The 20,946-nt window shown below is 60.5% G+C and carries 12 protein-coding genes, 2 tRNA genes and 1 pseudogene; 9 read left to right on the top strand and 6 right to left on the bottom strand.

The window, feature by feature from the left end; genetic code table 11:
• The first annotated feature begins 183 nt into the window (after positions 1-183).
• Complete coding sequence (gene serA / locus AB5Y48_RS13895; protein WP_050667051.1) at positions 184-1,416, top strand: phosphoglycerate dehydrogenase; 1,233 nt, start codon at positions 184-186, stop codon at positions 1,414-1,416.
• Between the two features lie 43 nt (positions 1,417-1,459).
• Here serA and AB5Y48_RS13890 read toward each other — a convergent pair whose 3' ends face one another.
• Positions 1,460-1,678: a DUF1653 domain-containing protein gene (locus AB5Y48_RS13890; RefSeq protein ID WP_224159665.1), complete on the bottom strand. Its 219-nt coding sequence runs from the start codon at positions 1,676-1,678 to the stop codon at positions 1,460-1,462.
• A gap of 359 nt (positions 1,679-2,037) precedes the next feature.
• Between AB5Y48_RS13890 and AB5Y48_RS13885 the strand changes: the two genes are divergently transcribed.
• The gene (locus AB5Y48_RS13885) at positions 2,038-3,252 is read left to right on the top strand and encodes a pyridoxal phosphate-dependent aminotransferase (RefSeq protein WP_050667049.1); all 1,215 of its coding nucleotides are present in this window, start codon (positions 2,038-2,040) and stop codon (positions 3,250-3,252) included.
• Between the two features lie 49 nt (positions 3,253-3,301).
• On the opposite strand, the gene uhpT is transcribed toward AB5Y48_RS13885, so the two are convergent.
• The gene (uhpT, locus tag AB5Y48_RS13880) at positions 3,302-4,702 is read right to left on the bottom strand and encodes a hexose-6-phosphate:phosphate antiporter (RefSeq protein WP_060584883.1); all 1,401 of its coding nucleotides are present in this window, start codon (positions 4,700-4,702) and stop codon (positions 3,302-3,304) included.
• A 262-nt stretch (positions 4,703-4,964) separates the two neighbouring features.
• Between uhpT and AB5Y48_RS13875 the strand changes: the two are divergent.
• Positions 4,965-5,573, top strand: a pseudogene (locus AB5Y48_RS13875) (CHASE4 domain-containing protein); the annotation flags it as partial.
• Between the two features lie 65 nt (positions 5,574-5,638).
• Positions 5,639-7,294, top strand: a complete 1,656-nt coding sequence (locus AB5Y48_RS13870) for an EAL domain-containing protein (protein ID WP_368164848.1) — start codon at positions 5,639-5,641, stop codon at positions 7,292-7,294.
• Between the two features lie 42 nt (positions 7,295-7,336).
• Here the strand turns inward: AB5Y48_RS13870 and purL are convergent, their stop codons facing one another.
• Positions 7,337-11,224 (bottom strand): phosphoribosylformylglycinamidine synthase, encoded by a 3,888-nt coding sequence (gene purL, locus AB5Y48_RS13865; protein ID WP_368164847.1) that lies wholly within the window; start codon positions 11,222-11,224, stop codon positions 7,337-7,339.
• A gap of 181 nt (positions 11,225-11,405) precedes the next feature.
• On the opposite strand from purL, the gene mltF reads away from it, so the two are divergent.
• Positions 11,406-12,860 carry a membrane-bound lytic murein transglycosylase MltF gene (gene mltF / locus AB5Y48_RS13860; RefSeq protein WP_050667045.1) on the top strand — a complete coding sequence of 485 codons (1,455 nt, stop codon included), beginning with the start codon at positions 11,406-11,408 and terminating at the stop codon, positions 12,858-12,860.
• Positions 12,861-13,233: 373 nt separating this feature from the next.
• On the opposite strand, the gene AB5Y48_RS13855 is transcribed toward mltF, so the two are convergent.
• Entirely contained in the window at positions 13,234-13,434 is a 201-nt protein-coding gene (locus AB5Y48_RS13855) for a YbfA family protein (protein ID WP_050667044.1), read from the bottom strand.
• 213 nt (positions 13,435-13,647) lie between these two features.
• Between AB5Y48_RS13855 and AB5Y48_RS13850 the strand changes: the two genes are divergently transcribed.
• Positions 13,648-13,929: a hypothetical protein gene (locus AB5Y48_RS13850; protein ID WP_060584877.1), complete on the top strand. Its 282-nt coding sequence runs from the start codon at positions 13,648-13,650 to the stop codon at positions 13,927-13,929.
• 50 nt (positions 13,930-13,979) lie between these two features.
• Here AB5Y48_RS13850 and AB5Y48_RS13845 read toward each other — a convergent pair.
• Positions 13,980-14,053, bottom strand: a tRNA-Cys gene (locus AB5Y48_RS13845).
• Between the two features lie 18 nt (positions 14,054-14,071).
• Positions 14,072-14,147, bottom strand: a tRNA-Gly gene (locus tag AB5Y48_RS13840).
• Positions 14,148-14,430: 283 nt separating this feature from the next.
• Here AB5Y48_RS13840 and AB5Y48_RS13835 point away from each other — a divergent pair.
• The 3 genes from AB5Y48_RS13835 (at position 14,431) to AB5Y48_RS13825 (ending at position 20,945) form a co-directional block, all read left to right on the top strand.
• On the top strand, positions 14,431-17,796 hold the full coding sequence (locus AB5Y48_RS13835) for an ATP-binding protein (protein WP_368164846.1): 3,366 nt from the start codon (positions 14,431-14,433) through the stop codon (positions 17,794-17,796).
• 366 nt (positions 17,797-18,162) lie between these two features.
• Complete coding sequence (locus tag AB5Y48_RS13830) at positions 18,163-19,848, top strand: ABC transporter substrate-binding protein (protein WP_136613147.1); 1,686 nt, start codon at positions 18,163-18,165, stop codon at positions 19,846-19,848.
• A gap of 113 nt (positions 19,849-19,961) precedes the next feature.
• Positions 19,962-20,945: an ABC transporter permease gene (locus AB5Y48_RS13825; RefSeq protein WP_050667041.1), complete on the top strand. Its 984-nt coding sequence runs from the start codon at positions 19,962-19,964 to the stop codon at positions 20,943-20,945.
• Position 20,946 lies beyond the last annotated feature (1 nt).

Here is a 20,946-nt window from a genome sequence, read left to right as displayed (position 1 = left end):
GAACAAGGCGCCCTCGGGCGCCTTTTATTTGCCCGTGATGCTCCCGCTCCGGCCCCCACTCTGCTTGTGTAATTCGTTGAAAACTTCAAAAAATTTGACTTTCATCACACTTATTCCCTGTGCCTCGGGTTTTTGTTAATTTACAAACTCTTCTCGCACCATCAGTAACGCAAAGGGATCGTCATGACAGTCAAGTTTTCATTGGACAAGGACAAGATTAAGGTGCTGCTGCTCGAGGGAGTTCACCCCAATACGGTGGAGACCTTTCGGGCGGCCGGATACACCAGCGTGGAGTATCTCAAGGGCTCGCTTTCCGAAGAGGAGCTGGCCGAGCGCATTCGTGACGTGCACTTTATCGGCATTCGATCCCGCACCCAGCTGACCGAGAAGGTGCTGGATGCCGCCGGCAAGCTGGTGGCTATCGGCTGTTTCTGCATCGGTACCAACCAGGTCGAACTCAAGGCGGCCGAGATCCGCGGCATTCCTGTCTTCAACGCCCCCTTCTCCAATACCCGCTCGGTGGCCGAGCTGGTCCTGGGCGAGATCCTGCTGCTGCTGCGCGGTGTGCCCGAGAAGAGTGCCAAATGCCATCGCGGTATCTGGGAGAAACTGGCCAACCGCAGTGTCGAGGCACGCGGCAAGAAGCTTGGCATCATAGGCTACGGCCATATCGGCACCCAGCTCGGCATCATCGCCGAGAGCATCGGCATGAAGGTCTACTACTACGACATTGAGAACAAACTCTCTCTGGGTAACGCCATTCAGGTTCCTACCATGGCCGAGCTGCTCAACATGTCCGATGTCATCAGCCTGCATGTGCCCGAGACCCCCTCCACCAAGGAGATGATCGGTGCCGAGCAGCTGCGCATGATGAAACCGGGCGCCATCTTCATCAACGCCTCCCGTGGTACCGTGGTCGATATCGACGCCCTGGTCGATGTGCTCAAAAGCGGCCATCTGGCAGGAGCCGCCATCGATGTCTTCCCGGTCGAGCCCAAGTCCAACGAGGAGGAGTTCATGACCCCGCTGCGTGGCTTTGACAACGTGATCCTGACCCCTCACATCGGCGGCTCGACCCAGGAGGCCCAGGAGAACATTGGCCTGGAAGTGGCCAACAAGCTCATCAAGTATTCCGACAACGGCTCAACCCTGTCGGCGGTCAACTTCCCCGAGGTCTCCCTGCCGGGCCATCGCGATGCCAGCCGCCTGCTGCACATCCACCGTAACCAACCCGGTGTGATGAACAAGATCAACCAGGCGTTTGCCGAAGAGGGGATCAACATCGCCGGCCAGTACCTGCAGACCAGCAGCGAAATCGGCTATGTGGTGATCGACGTCGAGACCGAGCACAGCGACAAGGCGTTGGCCAAGCTGAAGGATATCGAAGGGACCATCCGCGCCCGGATCCTCCACTGAGTCGACATGAATGAAAAAAGCCCTGAGTGATCAGGGCTTTTTGTTATTCCTCAATGGGAGCGAAGCGGGCCATCAGGCGTCCATCGTGACGAACCCACTCCACAAACATGGGCTTGGGTCTGGCATAACAGGTACCGTCCTCCACGCTGCGATAGATGACCAACAGTTCGTCCCGCTCCGAGTGACGCGCCTCGGTCAGCACCTCGTAGAGGCCCCCCTTGTAGTGGCGCCACAACCCGGTGCGCAAGGGTTTTCCAACCACCCTCTCCTCCTTCCTGTGCTCAAAACCGGTGGCAAGGGGCTCACTGTGCCACCGCCCTGACGGGGACTCCACACTTTTTTACGACGAGGGTTTCATGCCATCTTCCACGACGAATGTGGTGCAGCATGGGCCACTTCAGGGGGAGCGCATGAGAATCTTCTGGTGAGGCATATTCAGACAAACAATCCTGCTAGATCGAGTTATCCGGAAACTCTGCCAGGCCAGGTAGAATTAGCCGGATCTTCTAAAAATAGGATTGTGGTGGAATTGAATTCTGTGAAGAATAGGGTAAAACAGATTTGATTCTAAATGGGCACTCCCGCCCCATAAGCCACAACAGGCAAGGATTCATCCCGACCATGTCCACCATCGACAAGTCGCACAAGCTCGACGATGTCTGCTACGACATCCGCGGCCCGGTGCACAAGGAGGCCCGTCGTCTCGAAGACGAGGGCCATCGCATCATCAAGCTCAACATCGGCAACCCGGCGCCGTTTGGATTCGACGCCCCCGAAGAGATCATCAAGGACGTCATCCTGAATCTGCCCCAAAGCCAGGGCTACTGCGACTCCAAGGGGCTCTTCTCCGCCCGCAAGGCGGTGATGCAGTATTACCAGCAAAAAGGGATGCGCCACGTCGACATCGACGACATCTACATCGGCAACGGTGCCAGCGAGCTCATCGTGATGGCGATGCAGGCCCTGCTCAACAACGGCGACGAGATGCTGGTGCCCTCCCCCGACTATCCCCTGTGGACTGCGGCCGTCACCCTCTCCGGTGGCCACGCCGTGCACTACCGCTGCGACGAGGGGGCGGACTGGTATCCGGATCTCGACGACATCCGCGCCCGTATCACGCCGCGCACCCGCGGCATCGTGCTCATCAATCCCAACAACCCGACCGGCGCCGTCTACGGCAGCGAGTTTCTGCTGGAGGTGATCGAGATTGCCCGTCAGCACAACCTCATCATCTTCGCCGACGAGATCTACGACAAGATCCTCTACGACGACATCGCCCACACCAGCGTCTGCACCCTGTGTGACGATGTCATCGTCGTCACCTTCAATGGCCTCTCCAAGGCCTACCGTGCCTGCGGCTTCCGCCAGGGCTGGATGGTGGTGACCGGGCCCAAGGGACGAGCCCGCGGCTACATCGAGGGGCTGGAGATGCTGGCCTCCATGCGCCTGTGCGCCAACGTGCCAATGCAGCACGCCATCCAGACGGCGCTGGGCGGCTACCAGAGCATCAACGAGCTGATCCTGCCGGGCGGCCGCCTGCGCCGTCAGCGCGACAAGGCGTGGGAGCTCTTGAACGAGATCCCCGGCGTCTCCTGCGTCAAACCCAAGGGGGCGCTCTACATGTTCCCGCGCCTCGACCCCAAGGTGTATGACATCAAGGACGACCAGAAGATGGTGTTCGACCTGCTGCAGCAGGAGAAACTGCTGCTGGTGCAGGGAACCGGCTTCAACTGGCCGGCACCGGATCACTTTCGACTGGTGTTCCTGCCCCGCGAGGAAGAGCTGGAGGAGGCCATCGGCCGCCTCGCCCGCTTCCTCAAAGGCTACCGCCAGTAAGCAGACACAAAAAAGGCCACCGCAAGGTGGCCTTCTTCATGGGGTCGATTTACGCCTCGGCACCAGCCGGAATCAACTTGGCACGCTTCTCGCGGCGGATCTTGCGCTCTTCCATCACGGCCACCATGGCCATCAGGCAGATACAGCCGATGGCGGCGGTGTCGAGGGCGGCAAAGGTGCCGGCCCAGCCGGTCAGGCCAAACACAGGGGTGCCGTCGGCAATCATGCCCAGGCCCAGCTTGGCAAAGCTGTCACCGATGAGGTAGGCAAAGGTGCCCTTGATGCCGTCGGCGGCACCGATGGCCTTCTTCGGCACGAAGCCCACCGCAGCAACACCGATGAGCAGCTGCGGACCAAACACCAGAAAGCCCAGGGCAAACAGGGAGGCCAGATAGACATACTGGTTGCTGGCGTGCTGGTAGACCCCGAGAGTCGCAATGATGAGACCCAGCGCCACGCAGGCCACCAGGCCGCGGCGACCGTTGGCCAGATCAGAGAGGTAGCCCCACATCAGGGTACCGACCAGGGCGCCCACTTCAAACAGGGTGAAACCCTGGATGGCAACCTCTTTGGGCAGGTTCAATACCTGGTGGGCATAGACGGTGGACCACTGGTCGATACCGATACGCACCACATAGAGGAAGATGTTGGCAAAGCAGAGCAGCCAGATCACCTTGTTCTTGAGCACGTACTCCACAAAGATCTGCCACTTGGTCATCTCGTTGTTATCGGTCTCAAGATCTTCTTCACTCACCTCTTCGTCGAACAGCTCCTCGGCCTTGCCCAGGCCATAAGATTCCGGCGAATCGCTACCGAAGCGCAGGCCGATGAAGCCAACGATGAGGGCGATGATGGAGGGGAAGACAAACATACCGATCACATGGCCATCGAACAGGTAGTTGGCGCCAAACAGTGCCACACCGGCCGCGCCAGCCCCACCCACGTTGTGGGACATGTTCCATAGACCCAGGTAGGTACCACGCTTGCGGCGGGGAGTCCATTTGGTGATGGTGGAGTAGCTGCACGATCCGCCGGTGCTCTGGAAGAAACCGCTCAGGGCGTAGAAGGCGATCATCATAAACAGGCTGACCGAGCCGGTGCCCATGCTGGCACTAAAGCCCAGCATACAGATGGCCGAGAGGATCAGCATGAAGGGCAGGAACTGCTTGGTGTTCTTGCCGTCGGCGTAGTAGGAGACCAGGGTTTTGCCCACCCCGTAGGTGATGGAGAAACCCAGGCCAATCATGCCGAGCTCGGTCATGCTGAGCCCGTAAGTCGAGATCATGTCGTTCTGGGCAATGTTGAAGTTCTTGCGGATCAGATACATGGTCAGATAGCCGATGAAGACCACCAGATAGGACTGCATAAACGGCTTGAACCACAGCTTGCGCCGGGCTTCGACGGGGATATCCAGGGTCGGCTTGCGCACCTGGTTCAGGAAAGCCAGCATTTTAGTCTCCTATTACAATGCCTGAACTGTCGCCAGGCGATCCCGGCGATAATGGCTGGCATTGTAGGGACCTGCGCGCGTGCAGGCCTGGGACTGACGCCTAGAGGGGTTAGGAATATTTCCTAGTTTTGCCTCTCTCGATACAAAATCTTGAGTCAAGTCACACCTTGCCCCTCCCCCTATTCAGTCATTACTCATTTGCCCCCCACCAAGGGGGAACCTATCCTTTACCCAACGGGATTCACAAACGAGACCATATATAATGAATATCAATAGTTTGAGAACCAGGGTCTCACTCTATCTATTGGTGCTGGTCTCCCTGTCGGGCGGGGTCGCCTATTACTTCAGCAGCACCTTTATCGACCTCCAGTTCTCCCGGTGGCAGGCGCATCATCATCAGGAGAGTCTGGATCGTGCCAGCCTCTACCTTGCCTCGCAGCAGCAAGCCCTTAGCACCATGGCCAATGACTATGCCGCATGGCTGGATACCTGGACCTTTATGGAGCAGGGGGGACAGAACTATCTCAATACAAACTACACAAAGGACTCTCTTGAAAACCTAAATGTCAATCTGGTGCTCTTTATCGATCACTCGCGCCAGCTGAAGCTAGCGCTGCAACTTGGAGAGACCGGCGTGGCCCCCTCCAATGATCTCGTCGCCTGGCATACCATCTCTGGCGCCCTGGAGGCTTACTGGCCCCATGGTAAGGAAGGAGGCAACCTGGCGCTCTGGCTAGATGGAACACCGCTTCTGCTGGCCATAGAGCCCGTCTGGGATGGGGAAGATCGTGCCACCGCCAATGGCTGGCTCGCCATGGGACGCCTGATGAATGCAGGCAACCTTGAGCGCTTGCAGACCATGCTCAAGAGCGAGGTCCACTTCCTTCGTGCCGCAGACAATACCCATCAGCCCCCCCCGTCGGTACGCTTCAGAGTATGGGGGCCCCCTCGGGCGTTCACTTCTCGGTGGTGGATGAGAGCTCCCTGCCCAGGGAGAGCATATTGGCCAAACGCGTGCTGGTCGGTAACGTCGTCACCCTGGTCATCATCTCTTTTCTGGTGGTGGCCTTTCTGTTTGACCGCATGGTCATGCGTCGGCTCAGCCGCTTCTCCCAGCTGGCACAGCATCCCAAAGATCTGCTTGAAACATCCCCCCTCTGGCCGGTCGAGGGGAAAGATGAACTCGATAACCTGGCCAGCTCCCTCAATGATATGGTCAATCAGCTCAAACTCTCCCAAAAGAGCCTCTTTAACGAAGCACGCCGCGATCCCCTGACCCGCCTCGGCAACCGGACCCTGCTGCTGGAGCTGATCGAGCGCTATGCACCGCTCTTGTGCCGGCACCATCATCTGGATCTCGCCCTCATTCTCATCGATCTCGACGAGTTCAAGGTCATCAATGACAGCCTGGGACACGAACGGGGAGACAAGGTGCTGGTGTGCGTGGCCGAGCGATTGACGGCACTGGCCAGGGGCGCCGATGTGCTGTTTCGACTGGGGGGAGATGAATTTGCCGTCTTGTGCATACTGCCTCGTGGCAGCCAGGGTGCCGAGCGACTGGCGGGCCGGATCTTGAGCGGACTCGGTAGAGCACTGGATGTCGACGGGGTCCAGGTCCAGCTCAGTGCCTCCATCGGTATCGCCTACAACCATGGGCAACTGGAGAGCAATGACCTGATCCGCAACGCGGATCTGGCCATGTATGAGGCCAAACGCCACGGCAAACACGGTATCCAGACCTATTCGGACAATCTGCATCAGAACGTCAGCAACCGACTTCATATGGAGCATAAGCTTCGTCAGGCCATTGCCGACGACAGGCTCGAGGTGTGGTACCAGCCCATTATCGATGTACGCAGCCAACGGGTCGATATGATCGAAGCGCTGGTGCGCTGGCCGACCGATGAGGGGTACGTGATGCCCAATGACTTCATCCCCCTGGCCGAAGATACCGGACTCATCGTTCCCCTCGGTTATCAAATAGCCCAGAAGGCCATGACCGACCTGCCCACCTTGCGCACCCTCAACCCCGAGCTCAAGCTCAACATCAATCTCTCTGTACTCCAGCTGATGCAGACCGCACTGGTCGAGCGTCTGTGTCAACTGGCCGACGCCAGTGGCCTGCCCCGCGATGCGGTTCATTTCGAGCTTACCGAGAGCCTGTTTGCCGAGAAAAACGAGGTGCTGGTGCAGCACCTGTGTCAGCTCACCGAGGCTGGCTTCAAGGTTCATCTGGATGACTTTGGCACCGGCTACTCCTCGCTAGAGCGCCTGCTCAATCTCCCGGTCGATACGCTGAAGCTCGATCGCAGCTTCACCCAGACTCTGGAACGAGGTGATGAACGGCTGGTACGGGCCATCATCTGGATCAGCCGGGAGATGAAGATGGAGGTGATCGCCGAAGGGGTCGAGACCAGCAAGGAGATGAGCCGCCTGCTGGCGCTCGGATGCCATCTGATGCAGGGGTATCTCTTTGCCAGGCCGATGAAGCTGGAAGCCTTGATGGAGTGGATGAGTAACCGGGAGCCAGAGAGCCTGGACGCGCACCTCAAACCGGCCTCTTTTCCCACTGGCGATGTCAAGCCCACATAAAAGAAGAGGGAGGCTTGCGCCTCCCTCTTCTTTTGTCCCTTATCAGCCCAGAGCCACCCGGGCGTTGCGGAACATGCGCATCCAGGCACCATCCTCGCCCCAGTTATCCGGGTGCCAGGAGTTGGCGACGGTGCGGAACACCCGCTCCGGGTGCGGCATCATGATGGTGGCGCGGCCGTCTGCGGTGGTCACGGCGGTGATGCCGCGCGGCGAGCCGTTCGGGTTGGCCGGGTAGCGCTCGGTGGCACCGCCACGATTGTCGACGAAGCGCAGTCCCACCAGACCGGAGGCGTCGAGGGCCGCCAGATGCGCCTCGTCACGCAGCTCGACCCGCCCTTCCCCGTGGGAGACGGCGATCGGCATCACAGAGCCGCTCATACCGGCGAAGAAGGCGGACGGCGAGTCCTGCACCTCGACCAGGCTGAAACGTGCCTCGAAGCGCTCGGAGCGGTTGCGCACGAAGCGTGGCCACAGATCGGCGCCGGGGATCAGCTCGCGCAGGTTGGACATCATCTGGCAACCGTTGCACACCCCAAGCGACAGAGTGTCACCACGCTCGAAGAAGCGCTGGAACTGCTCGCGGGCGGCGTCGTTGAACAGGATAGACTTGGCCCAACCCTCGCCCGCTCCCAGCACGTCGCCGTAGGAGAAGCCGCCACAGGCCACCAGGGCCTGGAAGCCATCCAGGGTGATGCGACCACCGAGGATGTCGCTCATGTGCACGTCGACCGCGATGAAGCCGGCGCGGTCAAACGCCGCCGCCATCTCCACGTGGGAGTTGACCCCCTGCTCGCGCAACACCGCCAGACGGGGTGAGGCCCCTCGGGCTATGTAGGGGGCGGCCACGTCATCGGACGGATTGTAGGTCAGCGTGGCCTGTAGGCCCGGGTCGGTGGCGTCCTGGCGGGCGGCATGCTCGCTGTCGGCGCACTCGGGGTTGTCGCGCAGGCGCTGCATCTGCCAGCTGGTCTCGCCCCACAGGGTACGCAGGTGGGTGCGACTCTCGCGCCACAGCTCATCGCCGGCGCGGCGCAGCACTATGTCATCCCCCACAGTGACGGTACCGATGACGTGAGCACAGGTGGCCAGGCCATGACCGGCCAGCAGGGTCATCACCGCCTCCTTGTCCTCGCGGCGCACCTGGATGACGGCCCCCAGCTCCTCGTTGAACAGGGCCGGCAGCACCTCGCCACCGACGCGGTCGAGCTCGATGTTGAGGCCGCAGTGACCGGCGAAAGCCATCTCCAGCAGGGTCACCAGCAGGCCGCCGTCGGAGCGATCGTGGTAGGCCAGCAGGCGGCCATCGGAAACCAGAGCCTGGATGGCGTTGAAGAAACCCTTGAGCAGCACCGGGTTATCGAGATCCGGGGCACTCTGCCCAAGCTGGCGATAGACCTGGGCCAGAGCCGACCCCCCGAGGCGCTGCTTGCCGTTGCCGAGATCGATGAGGATGAGATCGCTCTCGCCCAGATCGTTGCGCAGCTGGGGGGTGACGGTCTTGCGCACATCCTCGACCCGGGCGAAGGCGGAGATCACCAGGGAGAGGGGCGCCGTGTTGCTGCGCTCCTCGCCATCTTGTTGCCAGCGAGTCTTCATGGACATGGAGTCCTTGCCAACCGGGATGGTCAGTCCCAGGGCCGGGCAGAGCTCCTCGCCCACCGCCTTGACCGCCTCGTAAAGGCCGGCGTCCTCCCCCGGGTGACCGGCGGCCGCCATCCAGTTGGCGGAGAGCTTGATGCGCTTGAGGCTACCGATGTTGGTCGGGGCGATATTGGTCAGGGCCTCGGCCACCGCCATGCGCGCAGAGGCGGCATGGGAAAGCAGGGCCAGCGGGGTGCGCTCGCCCATGGACATGGCTTCACCATGGTAGCTGTCGTAGGTGGCGGCGGTGACGGCGCAATCGGCCACCGGGATCTGCCAGGGACCGACCATCTGGTCGCGGTTAACCAGACCGGTCACGCTGCGATCGCCAATGGTAATGAGGAAGCTCTTCTCGGCCACGGTCGGCAAGCGCAGCACCCGCAGGGCCGCCTCACCCAGGGTGACGCCGTCGAGGCGCAGGGCTTGCCCGTCAGCCTGCTGAGTCGTCACATCACGCAGCATCTTGGGCGGTTTGCCGAGCAGCACGTCGAGCGGCAGATCGATAGGCTGGTTGTCAAAGTGGCTGTCCGACAGGGTCAGGTGCGGCTCCTCGGTGGCGGTACCGATCACCGCATAGGGGGCACGCTCGCGCTCGCACAAGGCCTTGAACAGGGGCAGTTTGTCCTGGGCGACCGCCAACACGTAGCGCTCCTGGGACTCGTTGCACCAGATCTCGAGGGGGCTCATGCCCGGCTCGTCGTTCGGAATGGCACGCAGGTCAAAACGACCACCGCGCCCCCCGTCACTCACCAGCTCCGGCATGGCGTTGGAGAGGCCACCGGCACCGACGTCGTGGATAAAGAGAATGGGGTTATCGTCACCGAGCTGCCAGCAGCGGTCGATCACCTCCTGGCAGCGGCGCTCCATCTCCGGGTTGTCGCGCTGCACCGAGGCAAAATCGAGATCCTCGGCCGACTGGCCCGAGGTCATGCTCGACGCCGCGCCGCCACCGAGACCGATGTTCATGGCCGGGCCACCCAGTACGATGAGGGCGGATCCCGCCGGGAACTCCCCCTTCTGGACATGATCGGTACGGATGTTACCGATACCGCCGGCCAGCATGATGGGCTTGTGATAGCCACGCACCTCGCGGCCGTTGTGGCTCTCCACCTCCTCTTCGAAGGTACGGAAGTAACCGAGGATGGCCGGGCGACCGAACTCGTTGTTAAAGGCAGCGCCGCCGAGCGGCCCATCCTGCATGATGTCAAAAGCGCTGACGATACGTGACGGCTTGCCAAAGTCTTGCTCCCAGGGCTGCTCGAAGCCGGGGATACGCAAGTTGGAGACGCTAAAGCCCACCAGGCCCGCCTTAGGCTTGGCACCGCGACCGGTGGCGCCTTCGTCGCGGATCTCGCCGCCGGAGCCGGTCGCCGCCCCCGGGAAGGGGGAGATGGCGGTCGGGTGATTATGCGTCTCCACCTTCATCAGGATATCGACCTGCTCCTGGTGATAGTCATACTCGCCGCTGGCCGAGCTCGGGAAGAAGCGGCCCCCCTGGCTGCCCTCCATCACGGCGGCATTGTCCTTGTAGGCGGAGAGCACATAGTCCGGGGTCTGCTCGAAGGTGTTCTTGATCATCTTGAACAGGGACTTGGGCTGGGCCTCCCCGTCGATGATCCAGTCGGCATTGAAGATCTTGTGGCGGCAGTGCTCGGAGTTCGCCTGGGCGAACATGTAGAGCTCGATGTCGTTCGGGTTGCGACCCAGACGCTGGAAGTTCGCCACCAGATAGTCGATTTCATCCTCGGCCAGGGCCAGGCCCAGACTCAGGTTGGCCTGCGCCAGGGCAGCGCGACCACCGCCCAGCACATCCACCTGGGTGAAGGGGCGGGGCTCATGATGAGCGAACAGAGCCGAAGCGGCCTCCATCGCGTCAAAGACTGTCTCCATCATGCGATCGTGCAACAAAGCGGCGATCTGGCTCCGGTTGGCATCGGTCACCTGCCCATCGACATAATAGGCGACGCCGCGCTCGAGGCGTTTGACCTTGGTCAGGCCGCAGTTGTGGGCGATGTCAGTGGCCTTGGAAGACCAGGGGGAGATGGTGCCGGGGCGGGGAGTAACGAGGAAGAGATGACCTTGGGGAGCATGTTCGGGGATGGTGGGACCGTAGCGCAGAAGCCGGTCCAGGGTCGCTCGCTCATCCGGTGAGAGGGGGTCGACAAGCTCGGCAAAGTGCATGAATTCGGCATAGATGCCCGTTATCTCGACTCCTCGTTCTGCCAGGGTTTGCATCAATTTCTGGACACGAAACTCAGACAGAGCGGGAGCACCGCGCAAGATTTCCATATGGCCTTTCTCACCTTGTATCAAGAGTGGGGGGTTGAAGACGCGCGTATTATAGGGAGGGGCCCGACCACGGACAAACGTTTTTCACCCCTCCGTCGATGTGACAGGGCGCACACTCTCTGGTATAAAGGTGCTTCTTTTTTGACTAGTGCTGATTTTTTAGACAACCAGAGAGGTCTGTTTGAGACTACTAGCCAAATGGTTCATTCTGTCGATTGCCCTGCTGCTGACTGGCTGCAACCTCAGCCAACCCACCAGCCAGCTGGAGCAGATCCGCGCCCGAGGGGAGCTGAGAGTCGGCACCGTCTACGGGCCCACCTCCTACTATCAACGTGACAATATCGCTCAGGGGTATGACTACGAGCTGGCCAAAGCCTATGCCGACTGGCTGGGCGTCAGGCTCGACATGCGTCCCATGGACTCTGCCAGTGCCATCGAGCAGGGGCTCCGTCACGGGGACCTGGATCTGGCCGCCGGGGCCATCGCCATCACCCCCGAGCGTCGCAAGGGGATGCGCTTCGGTCCGGGGTACTATCAGGTGTCACCCAAGCTGGTCTATCGCCAGGGCACGGCCAAACCCAAGAGTTTTGCCGATCTCAAGGGCAGGCTGGTGATTGCCGCCGGCTCGGCCAGCGAAGAGCAGCTGCGCCAGCTCAAGGCTCGCTACCCCAATCTCACCTGGGAAGTGAGCCGAACTGCCGACCACGAGGAGCTGCTGCGCCAGGTCGCCGAGGGCAAGATCGACTACACCATAGTCCACGACACTATACTGGCGCGGATCCAGCGCTATTATCCCGATCTCGCCGAGGGGCTGACCCTGGAGAACGATTATCAGGTGGGATGGGCCATGGCCAAGCTGCCCGATGACACTCTCTACGCCAGCGTCATCGACTTCTTTGGCCAGCGCTTTCTCGACGGCACCATAGCCCAGCTCGACGAGAAGTACTTCGGCCACGTGCAGAACTTCGACTTCGTCGACACTCGCACCTTCTTGAAGCGTGCCAAGACACTGCTGCCCAAGTATCAGTCGCTCTTCAAGGCTCATGCCGGCAAGCTCGACTGGCGTCTGCTCGCGGCCCTCAGCTATCAGGAGTCTCACTGGAACCCGGATGCCCGCTCCTACACCGGGGTGCGTGGCATGATGATGCTGACCGAAAATACCGCCAGGTCTCTGGGAGTCAAGGATCGAACCCATCCCGAAGAGAGCATCGCCGGAGGTGCCCGCTACCTGCACCAGCTTATCGAACAGGTACCGGACTCGGTCCCCGAGGATGAGAAGTTCTGGTTTGCACTGACCGCCTACAACATAGGCTACGGACACATGATGGACGCTCGTCGGCTGGCCAAGATGCGGGGTAAAAACCCCGACAGCTGGAGCGACGTCAAGGATGTGCTGCCCTTGTTGCAAGAGTCCCGCTGGCACCGCAAGGTGCGCTATGGCTACGCCCGCGGCGGTGAGGCACGTAACTACGTCAACAACGTGCGCCAGTACTACCAGAGCCTGCTCTGGCTCGACAACGAGCAGCAGAAGCTCAGGCAGCGGGAGAGCCTGCTGGATCAGGATGAGGCACTGGCGGCCGAACCCGTCAAATCGACTTCCGCTGCCAATACGCTGCTGACGGCCCTCTCGGGCTAAGCTGTTTACTCCTCGCCTTCTTCTGTTAGTATCGACCCATGGCCTGAAGGGTTCACTTTTTAAATCAAGCAGTTCCACCAGAATTCAGGCCCTGCACCACTAGGAGGTCAGGATGCCAAGACGCAGACGAGCAAGCCTGGTGAGCAGCAAAATCAAGAGTGGTTGGAATCAACGACGCCGGTTGAAGCTCAGTGCCGAGAAACGCCAGCGTCACCGCAGACAACGCTCGGACTTCCTGCTCCCCGCCCCGCTGGCAGCGTAACGACTGTCAGCTTTATTCGAAACGAGGCCCGCATCTGCCGGGCCTCACGTTTTCCTGCGCTGTACATACAAACAATCCCGCCATGGCGGGATTGTTTGTATGGGCGGCACATCAGTAGAAGATGCGCTCGGCACGCTCGCTCTGTTTAAGCCAGACCGGTTTGCTGCTGGTTTTGCACCAAACACGATGGAGATAACTATAAAAACGAGCCCTGTCACGACGAAACAGCATGACAGGAAATGCCAACAACCCGATAAGCAGTACGAAGCAGCGACGCAGTACGATCCGGGTCAGAGTAAAAGGCTGGAACATGACTCTACACCTCACTGGTTGGACCACTTGAGTTAGCATAGCGCCATCAATGTTCTTTTACTACATAAAATCGTAAAAAACCCTATTTACTGAGTTGTAAATCAAAAAAGGAAAGTCAAAAACACAATTTAATTACATAAAAAACACACATTGCCCTCTCACCACATGCTGGCCACAGTTAAGGTGTCCTGCTTTCTGACACAGGGAGGAGTCATGCATCTGAGCGAGCTTGTACTGATCCTGATCGCCGGTCTGCTGCTGTGGCCCGAAGCTCAAGACTGGCGAACCAATCACGACGACCTGGTTCAACTGAGTGACAGAGTCCCCATCAATGGCACCATGTGGCAATGTGGGGTGCTCAAGAGCCGGATGGCCGACATCGAGGAGTTGATGGCAACGGCAACCCGGGTCAAGGATCGCCGGACATTCGACGAGGTGAGCCACCATCTGTTGAAACAGTGGCGGGAGAAGGCATGTGATATGACACTGCAATAGCAGGAATAAAACAAAAAGCCCGCTCGATGAGCGGGCTTTTTGTTGAAAAATGGAGGCGCGTTCCGGAGTCGAACCGGACTAAACGGATTTGCAATCCGCTACATAACCGCTTTGTTAACGCGCCATGCTCTCGAAGAGAGTTTGGAGCGGGAAACGAGACTCGAACTCGCGACCCCGACCTTGGCAAGGTCGTGCTCTACCAACTGAGCTATTCCCGCCTTGTGCAGACAGCTGCCTGACAACGAGGCGCATTATACGGGTGCGACGGGATGAGACAAGTGTTTTTTAGCTCGAATCCTTCCCTTTCGACTCGTTTGCTCACACTTCACGCAAAGCGTCCAAAAAGAGCACTCCTGTTTGTGAGCCGGCGGGCGATTTAGGCTTAAGTACATTGAAAAACCGACATTTTTGGTCAAGATGTGGCTAGATATTCAAAATCGACTCAATGCAATCGTTGGCATGACAGGGATTTCGCGCGCAACCGGCCTTCGGCCTCGACTGATGTTGGTCTTCTTCCTGCTGGGGATGGTGCCATTCCTGGCCGTTTCCATGCTTTTTCTGCACTCTCACGGCAAGGATCTCACCGAGCAGACCTCCAACCATCTGGTCTCGGCTCGCAACATCAAGAAATCCCAACTCGAGGACTATTTTGGCAATCTCAAGGAGCAGATCGTCACCTTCGCCCGCCAGGACTTTGCCGGCAACAGCATAGGGCGCTTCTACGGCTTTACCGGCGCCTTTGAAAAACTCGGCACCACCCCGGAAGAGGCACGCCAACGGGCAGCCCAGCGCTATCAGGCCGGCAGTTGGGACAAGTTGCAAAAACCCGATCCCGAACTCCCCGCCTTGCCGGAGATCAGCGCCCTTATCCTCGCCGACGAGATGTACGGCCGGGTCCATCAGCGCTTCCACCGGGGTTATGCGGACATAGTACGCAGCAGCCACTACTCGGACATCTATCTGGTCGATCTCAGCGGTGACGTGGTCTATTCGGTGACCAAGCGCCCCAATTTTGCCACCAACCTGCTCTCGGGCCCCTATCAAACCAGCGCCCTGGCCAGTACCTTTCGCCGGGTCAAACGCAGCCTGGACGGGGGGCTCTCTCCCCAACAGATCTTTGAATTCAGCGACTTCGGTCTCAATCCCCTGAGCGGCGAGGTCGTCGCCTATCTGGCCGCGCCCGTGATGCAATACGACTATGTGCGTGGCGTGGTCATCTTCGAGCTGCGCACCGACAAGATCAGCGAGATCATGGGGGAGCGTGAGGGGCTCGGGGAGACCGGCGAGACCATACTGGTGGGGCCGGATCGGCGCATGCGTGCCGATGCCTGGCTCGATCCCCGTTACAGCGTGGCCCAGAGTTTCTCCCCGGCTGCGCGCCCCATGAACACGCCGCTGGTAGAGCGAACCCTGGCGGGAGAGCAGGGGGTTGGACTCTTTACCTCCTACCTGGGAGACGAGGTGCTGGCCGCCTACACTCCGGTCAGGGTGTTTGGCTCCGAATGGGCGTTGATCGCCGAGATCTCGACCCGGGAGGCCTATGCCCGGATCCGCCAGCTCGAAACCTTCACCATTACCCTGGCTCTGGGCTCCATCATACTCGCCATCTTCCTCTCCCGCTGGCTCTCGGGCACCATCACGGCCCCCTTGCGGGAGTTGGCCCAGGCGGCAGAACGGGTAGCCAACGGGGATCTGGATCATCCCATCTCCCCACCCAGAGGAGATGACGAGATAGCCACCCTCTCCCTAGCCTTCGCCCATATGCAATCCTCCCTTCGGGAGAAGCTGGCCCTGATTGCCCGCCAGACGGAGGCGCTGCAGGAGCAGGTCGAGCTGACGCATCACCAGAACTTAAGCCTGCAGCAGGCCGACCGGCTCAAAGACGAGCTGCTGGCCAACACCTCCCACGAGCTGCGCACCCCGATTCACGGCATCAGAGGCATGGCAGAAGCCATGCTCACCCGACAGGACGCCCTGAGCGAACGCCAGCAGGATCAGCTCAACCTCATCATCAAGAGCGCCGACAGCCTGGCCCGCCTGGTTGACGATCTGCTCGACTACCACCGCATGCGCCATGGCCAGCTCGATATCCATACCACCCCGGTCTCCTCCAAGGGGGTGATCCGGTTGGTGCTCGACCTCTGCCACCATCTGGTGCAGGCCAAACCCCTGCGTCTGGTGGACCTGACGCCAGCGGATCTCCCCGCCGTCATGGCGGACGAGCAGCGCCTGGAGCAGGTACTCTGGAATCTGGTGGGCAATGCCATCAAGTACACCCCGGAGGGCAAGGTGGTGCTAAGCGCCGCCATCGAGGGGGATCGGCTGCGTTTTCGCATCACAGACACTGGGATAGGCATAGGACAGGAGCATCTGGAGCACATCTTCGAACCCCTGGTACAGTTGGAGGGTGTGAAACAAGGATCGGGTCTGGGATTGACCATCACCCGCCAGCTGGTGCAATTGATGGGGGGAAGCCTGGAGGTCACCAGCGAGCGGGACGTGGGTTCGACCTTCTCCTTCACCCTTCCCCTGGCCCGCGCCGGCGCCAGCCCGGCGACGCCGGATGCCCGCCCCATGGAGCATCAGCTGCTGCGCCACCAACCGGCGCCGCTCCCCGACTACGAAGCGGCCCCCCTCCCCGAGGATGCCCCTTGCCTGCTTGTGGTCGATGATGAGCCCATCAACCTGCACATATTGCAGCATTTGCTCGCCCCCTGCGGTTATCGCATCCTGACCAGCGGAGATGGCCACGACGCCCTGCGCCGCCTCGAGGAGGAGCCGGTGGATCTGCTGCTGCTCGATGTCATGATGCCGACCCTGTCGGGTTTTGATGTCTGCCGCCGCCTGCGTGAGCAGATCCCCCGGGATCGCCTGCCGGTGCTGCTGCTCACCGCCCTCGGCGCCCCCAAGGATATCGAAGAGGGGTTCAGCGCCGGGGCCAATGACTATCTGGTCAAGCCCTTCGCCCGGGAGGAGCTGCTGGCCCGGGTCAACGCCCTGCTCGACGCCAAGCGTGGACGCGACACCCTGGTGGAGAACGATCTGCTCAAACGCGAAGTCGAGCGCCGGCTCTCCCTGCAGCAGGCCCTGCAGGAGGACCAGCGTCAACTGCTAAGCCTGCTCACCCAGGGACGCGACCCGCTCTTGTTCGTCAACCCGGACGGCATAGTGCTCTTCGCCTCCCGGGCTGCCAGCGAGCTGCTCGGCCTGCCTGATACACTGCCCGACCCCCTGCCTCTGGGGGAGCTGCTGGTCACCCCTGTTCCCGAGCTTGAGGAGGGGGAGCAGACCCTCACTCTCTCCCTGGCCGGGCAAGCGACGCCAGTGACAGCACATCTTGTGGCGACCCGGTTCCAGGGGCAGGAGGCGTTTGCCCTCTGCCTGCTGCCCCAGGAGACGGCCACCCCGGAGCGGGTGCTGGCTCTGGAGAATGCCCTGCGCACCCTGTCGCGCCAGGCCATCATCGAAGATCCGCACCTGCTGGGTGAGCTCAGTCGCCTCGGCGGCGAGTTCCGCACCCTGGCCGACACCCTGATCCGCCAGCAGGATGACGACCCCCTGCGCCGCACCCTGGTCGATACCATGCAGCTCTCACTGGAGGCATGGCAGAGCGCCACCGGCAAGGGCAAGGTGGCGCTGGCCGAGAAGAGCAAGCTGTGGCGCGTCTATCTCGACAAGTCGAGCCCCCAGACCCGCACCCTCGACAAGTACCTGCATCTGGATACCCTGCCCCAGACGCCACGCTGGAAGACGGTGGTGGCCACCGCCGAGTATGTACTCCATCACTGCCCCCTCGATGAGGCCTCCCGCCAGCGGCTGCATCAGTGCAGTCAGGAGTTGCGCCAGCTCGCCGGACGACGTCCCTGAGCCCTTGGGGGGCTCTTTTTTTTCACGGAAAAAACAAGCCCCGGGAAAGCCCCCTTCCGACCGCAGGACCCTTGTCACATTTTTGTAAAAACCGGCTTTTTACCGACGCTTATTACGCCAAATGAATTAATTTAACATCATGATTTTAAAAGAATAAAAAGATTATTTGACGAATTTGACGAAGCGATGGTGTTTTTTACGAAAACGACGATCTCGCCACTTGGGTTCTGCCCTCACCTCTGCTTTGCTAGAGACGTTGGATAGCAAATGTGGCGCAAGACCACACCAACGACAGAGGGCCGACCTCACCAGCATGCGAGGCTCGGTGCTCACCCCAACAAGGAATAAAAGAAGAAAGGAATAACTATGCTTGCCAAACTGTCCAAACTCTCTGCCTCGGTCATGCTGGGTACCCTGATGGTGGCCGGTACTGCCGGCACCGCCATGGCGGCCGACAATAAAACCGTGCTGACCCTGGTGGCCCAGCAGGAAACGGCCTGGGTGAAGAACTTCAACCCCTTCCTGCAGGCCGGTCTGCTGCACACCACCCGTCACTTCATCTACGAACCCTTGGTCATCTTCAATGACATGCAAGGGGGCAAACCTGTCTTCCGTCTGGCGACCAACTACACCTTCGGCGATGACCTCAAGTCGGTCACCTTTGACCTGCGCGACGGGGTAAAGTGGTCCGACGGCGAGAAGTTTGATGCCGACGATGTGCTCTTCTCCTTCAACCTGGTCAAGGCCAACAAGGCCCTGGATGAACGCTCCATCTGGACCCAGATCACCGGCGTCGAGAAGCTGGCTCCCAACAAGGTGAAGTTCACCCTGAGCGAAGTGAACACCAACGTGGTCAACGATCTGGTGTTGGTGCCCATAGTGCCGGAGCACCAGTGGAAATCGGTGAAAGATCCGGTGGCCTTCACCAACGACAAGCCGGTCGGTACCGGCCCCTTCACCGAGGTGGAGAACTTCTCGGCCCAGCTCTATACCCAGTGCCGCAACCCCCACTACTGGGATAACGCCAGCCTCTCCATCGATTGTCTGCGCATGCCCCAGATGGCCACCAACGACCAAGTGCTGGCCGCCGTGATGAAGGGCGATGTCGACTGGTTCGGCTCCTTCGTGCCGGACATCGAGCGCCTCTACGTGGGCAACGATCCCAAGAACAACAAGTACTGGTTCCCCGCTTCCGGCACCGTGGCCTTCAACGTCAACTTCAAGACCAAGCACCCGGGCAACCACGAGGCCTTTAACGACGTTAACTTCCGCCGGGCCTTCTCCATGGCCATGGACCGCCAGTCCATGGTGGACATCGCCGGCTACGGTTACCCGACCATTAACGAATATCCGTCGGGCCTGGGCCGGGCCTTCGAGACCTGGGACAATCCGGATGTGGAGAAGCAGTACGGCAAGTTCAACAAGTTCGATCTGGAAGGGGCCAAGGCGCTGCTGAAGGAAGCGGGCTACAAGGACTGTGACGGCGACAAGTTCCTCGACACCCCGAGCTGCAAGAAGATCGAATTCAAGGTGCTGGTGCCAAACGGCTGGACCGACTGGGTCAACACGGTACAGATCGGTGTGGAGGGTCTGCAGGCCCTTGGCATCAATGCCAAGACCTCTACCCCGGAGGCGACCGTCTGGACCGAAGCCCTGGTAACCGGCGACTTCGACGCGGCCCTGCAGGGTTACTTTGCCGGTGCCAACCCGCACAAGTACTTCGAGACCGCCTTCCACTCCCGCAACATGGGTGAGCGTGGCAACCGCTTCGCCGCCAGCCGCTATCAGGATCCGGAGCTGGACAAGCTGATCGACGCCTTCACCCAGACGGCCGACGCCGCCAAGCAGAAGGAGATCATGTTCGCCATCCAGGAGAAGGTCGGCGCCAACCAGACCATCATCCCTGTGTTCAACAACCCGACCTGGTATGAGTACAGCACCAAGCGCTTCAGCGGCTGGTTCAGTGCCGACAACCCGGTTGCCAAGCCGCAAGTCCACCCGGACACCCCCGAGCGCCTGCTGCACGTCCTGTCGCTCAAACCCAACAGCTAAACCACACCCGGCCCCCTGCGGGGGGCCTCTTCCCCTCTCCGGCCTCTCCCCATCCCCATGGGTTGGGTTGCTGTTGCCGGCCGCCAGGGGATCGGTTGTAAAAAGGTGTCATCATGGGCTTCGTACTAAGACGTTTCTCCTTCTACCTGGTCGCCTTCCTGGTGGCCGCCATCATCAACTTTCTGCTGCCTCGCGCCATGCCCGGCGATCCTGTCTCGGTCATGTTTGCCCGCGCCGGCGCCATGATGGAGCCTGCCGCTCTCGAGGCCCTCAAGGCCACCTTCGGCTTCGTGGATGGCCCCATCGGCACCCAGTTTCTGACTTATGTGAAGAGCGTCTTCACCTGGGACCTTGGTACCTCGGTGCGCTTCTACCCGCAGCCGGTAGCCGACGTATTGGGCCGCGCCCTGGGCTGGACCCTGTTTCTGGTCGGTACCTCCACCGTGCTGAGCTTTGCCATCGGCTCTGTCATCGGCATCTTCGCCGCCTGGTATCGGGGCGGTCGCATGGACAGCGTGCTCTCCCCACTCACCCTGGTGATGCAGGCGATCCCCCCCGTGGTGGTCTCCCTGATGGCCCTCTTCCTGTTCGGGGTAAGCCTGGAGTGGCTGCCTATCGGCTACGCCTACAGCCCGGAGATCCCGGCCGACTGGGGATGGGAGCACATCAAGAGCGTCCTGACCCACGCCATCATGCCGGTGGGGACCCTGGCGCTGGTGCAGATAGGCGGTTTTCTCATCACCATGCGCAACAACATGATCAACCTGCTCGGTGAGGACTACATCACCATGGCCAAGGCCAAGGGGCTCTCCACCACCCGGGTCATCTTCAACTACGGGGCGCGCAACGCCATCTTGCCGAGCGTCACCGCCCTCTCCATGGCACTCGGCTACGTCATCGGCGGCTCCCTCATCACCGAGGTGGTGTTCAACTACCCCGGCCTGGGCCTCACCCTCTATCAGGGGATCCTGGCGCGCGACTACCCCCTCATCCAGGGGCAACTGCTCATCATGACCATCACCATGCTGACCTTTAACTTCCTCGCCGACGTGCTCTACGTCTTCCTCGATCCGCGTCTGCGCAAAGGAGGCAAATAAG

Origin of the sequence: Aeromonas sp. R6-2 (assembly GCF_040908155.1) — a bacterium.
Lineage (GTDB): Bacteria > Pseudomonadota > Gammaproteobacteria > Enterobacterales > Aeromonadaceae > Aeromonas > Aeromonas schubertii.
Note: the sequence above shows the minus strand (reverse complement) of the source record. Positions and strands in the feature narration are given on the sequence as shown.

What these genes read in the sequence shown, in the direction of transcription:
- serA (WP_050667051.1), top strand. Translation starts at nt 184, where the DNA reads ATGACAGTCAAGTTTTCATTGGACAAGGACAAGATTAAGGTGCTGCTG.
- AB5Y48_RS13885 (WP_050667049.1), top strand. Translation starts at nt 2,038, where the DNA reads ATGTCCACCATCGACAAGTCGCACAAGCTCGACGATGTCTGCTACGAC.
- uhpT (WP_060584883.1), bottom strand. Translation starts at nt 4,702, where the DNA reads ATGCTGGCTTTCCTGAACCAGGTGCGCAAGCCGACCCTGGATATCCCC.
- AB5Y48_RS13870 (WP_368164848.1), top strand. Translation starts at nt 5,639, where the DNA reads ATGGGGGCCCCCTCGGGCGTTCACTTCTCGGTGGTGGATGAGAGCTCC.
- purL (WP_368164847.1), bottom strand. Translation starts at nt 11,224, where the DNA reads ATGGAAATCTTGCGCGGTGCTCCCGCTCTGTCTGAGTTTCGTGTCCAG.
- AB5Y48_RS13855 (WP_050667044.1), bottom strand. Translation starts at nt 13,434, where the DNA reads ATGTTCCAGCCTTTTACTCTGACCCGGATCGTACTGCGTCGCTGCTTC.
- AB5Y48_RS13850 (WP_060584877.1), top strand. Translation starts at nt 13,648, where the DNA reads ATGCATCTGAGCGAGCTTGTACTGATCCTGATCGCCGGTCTGCTGCTG.
- AB5Y48_RS13835 (WP_368164846.1), top strand. Translation starts at nt 14,431, where the DNA reads ATGTTGGTCTTCTTCCTGCTGGGGATGGTGCCATTCCTGGCCGTTTCC.
- AB5Y48_RS13830 (WP_136613147.1), top strand. Translation starts at nt 18,163, where the DNA reads ATGCTTGCCAAACTGTCCAAACTCTCTGCCTCGGTCATGCTGGGTACC.
- AB5Y48_RS13825 (WP_050667041.1), top strand. Translation starts at nt 19,962, where the DNA reads ATGGGCTTCGTACTAAGACGTTTCTCCTTCTACCTGGTCGCCTTCCTG.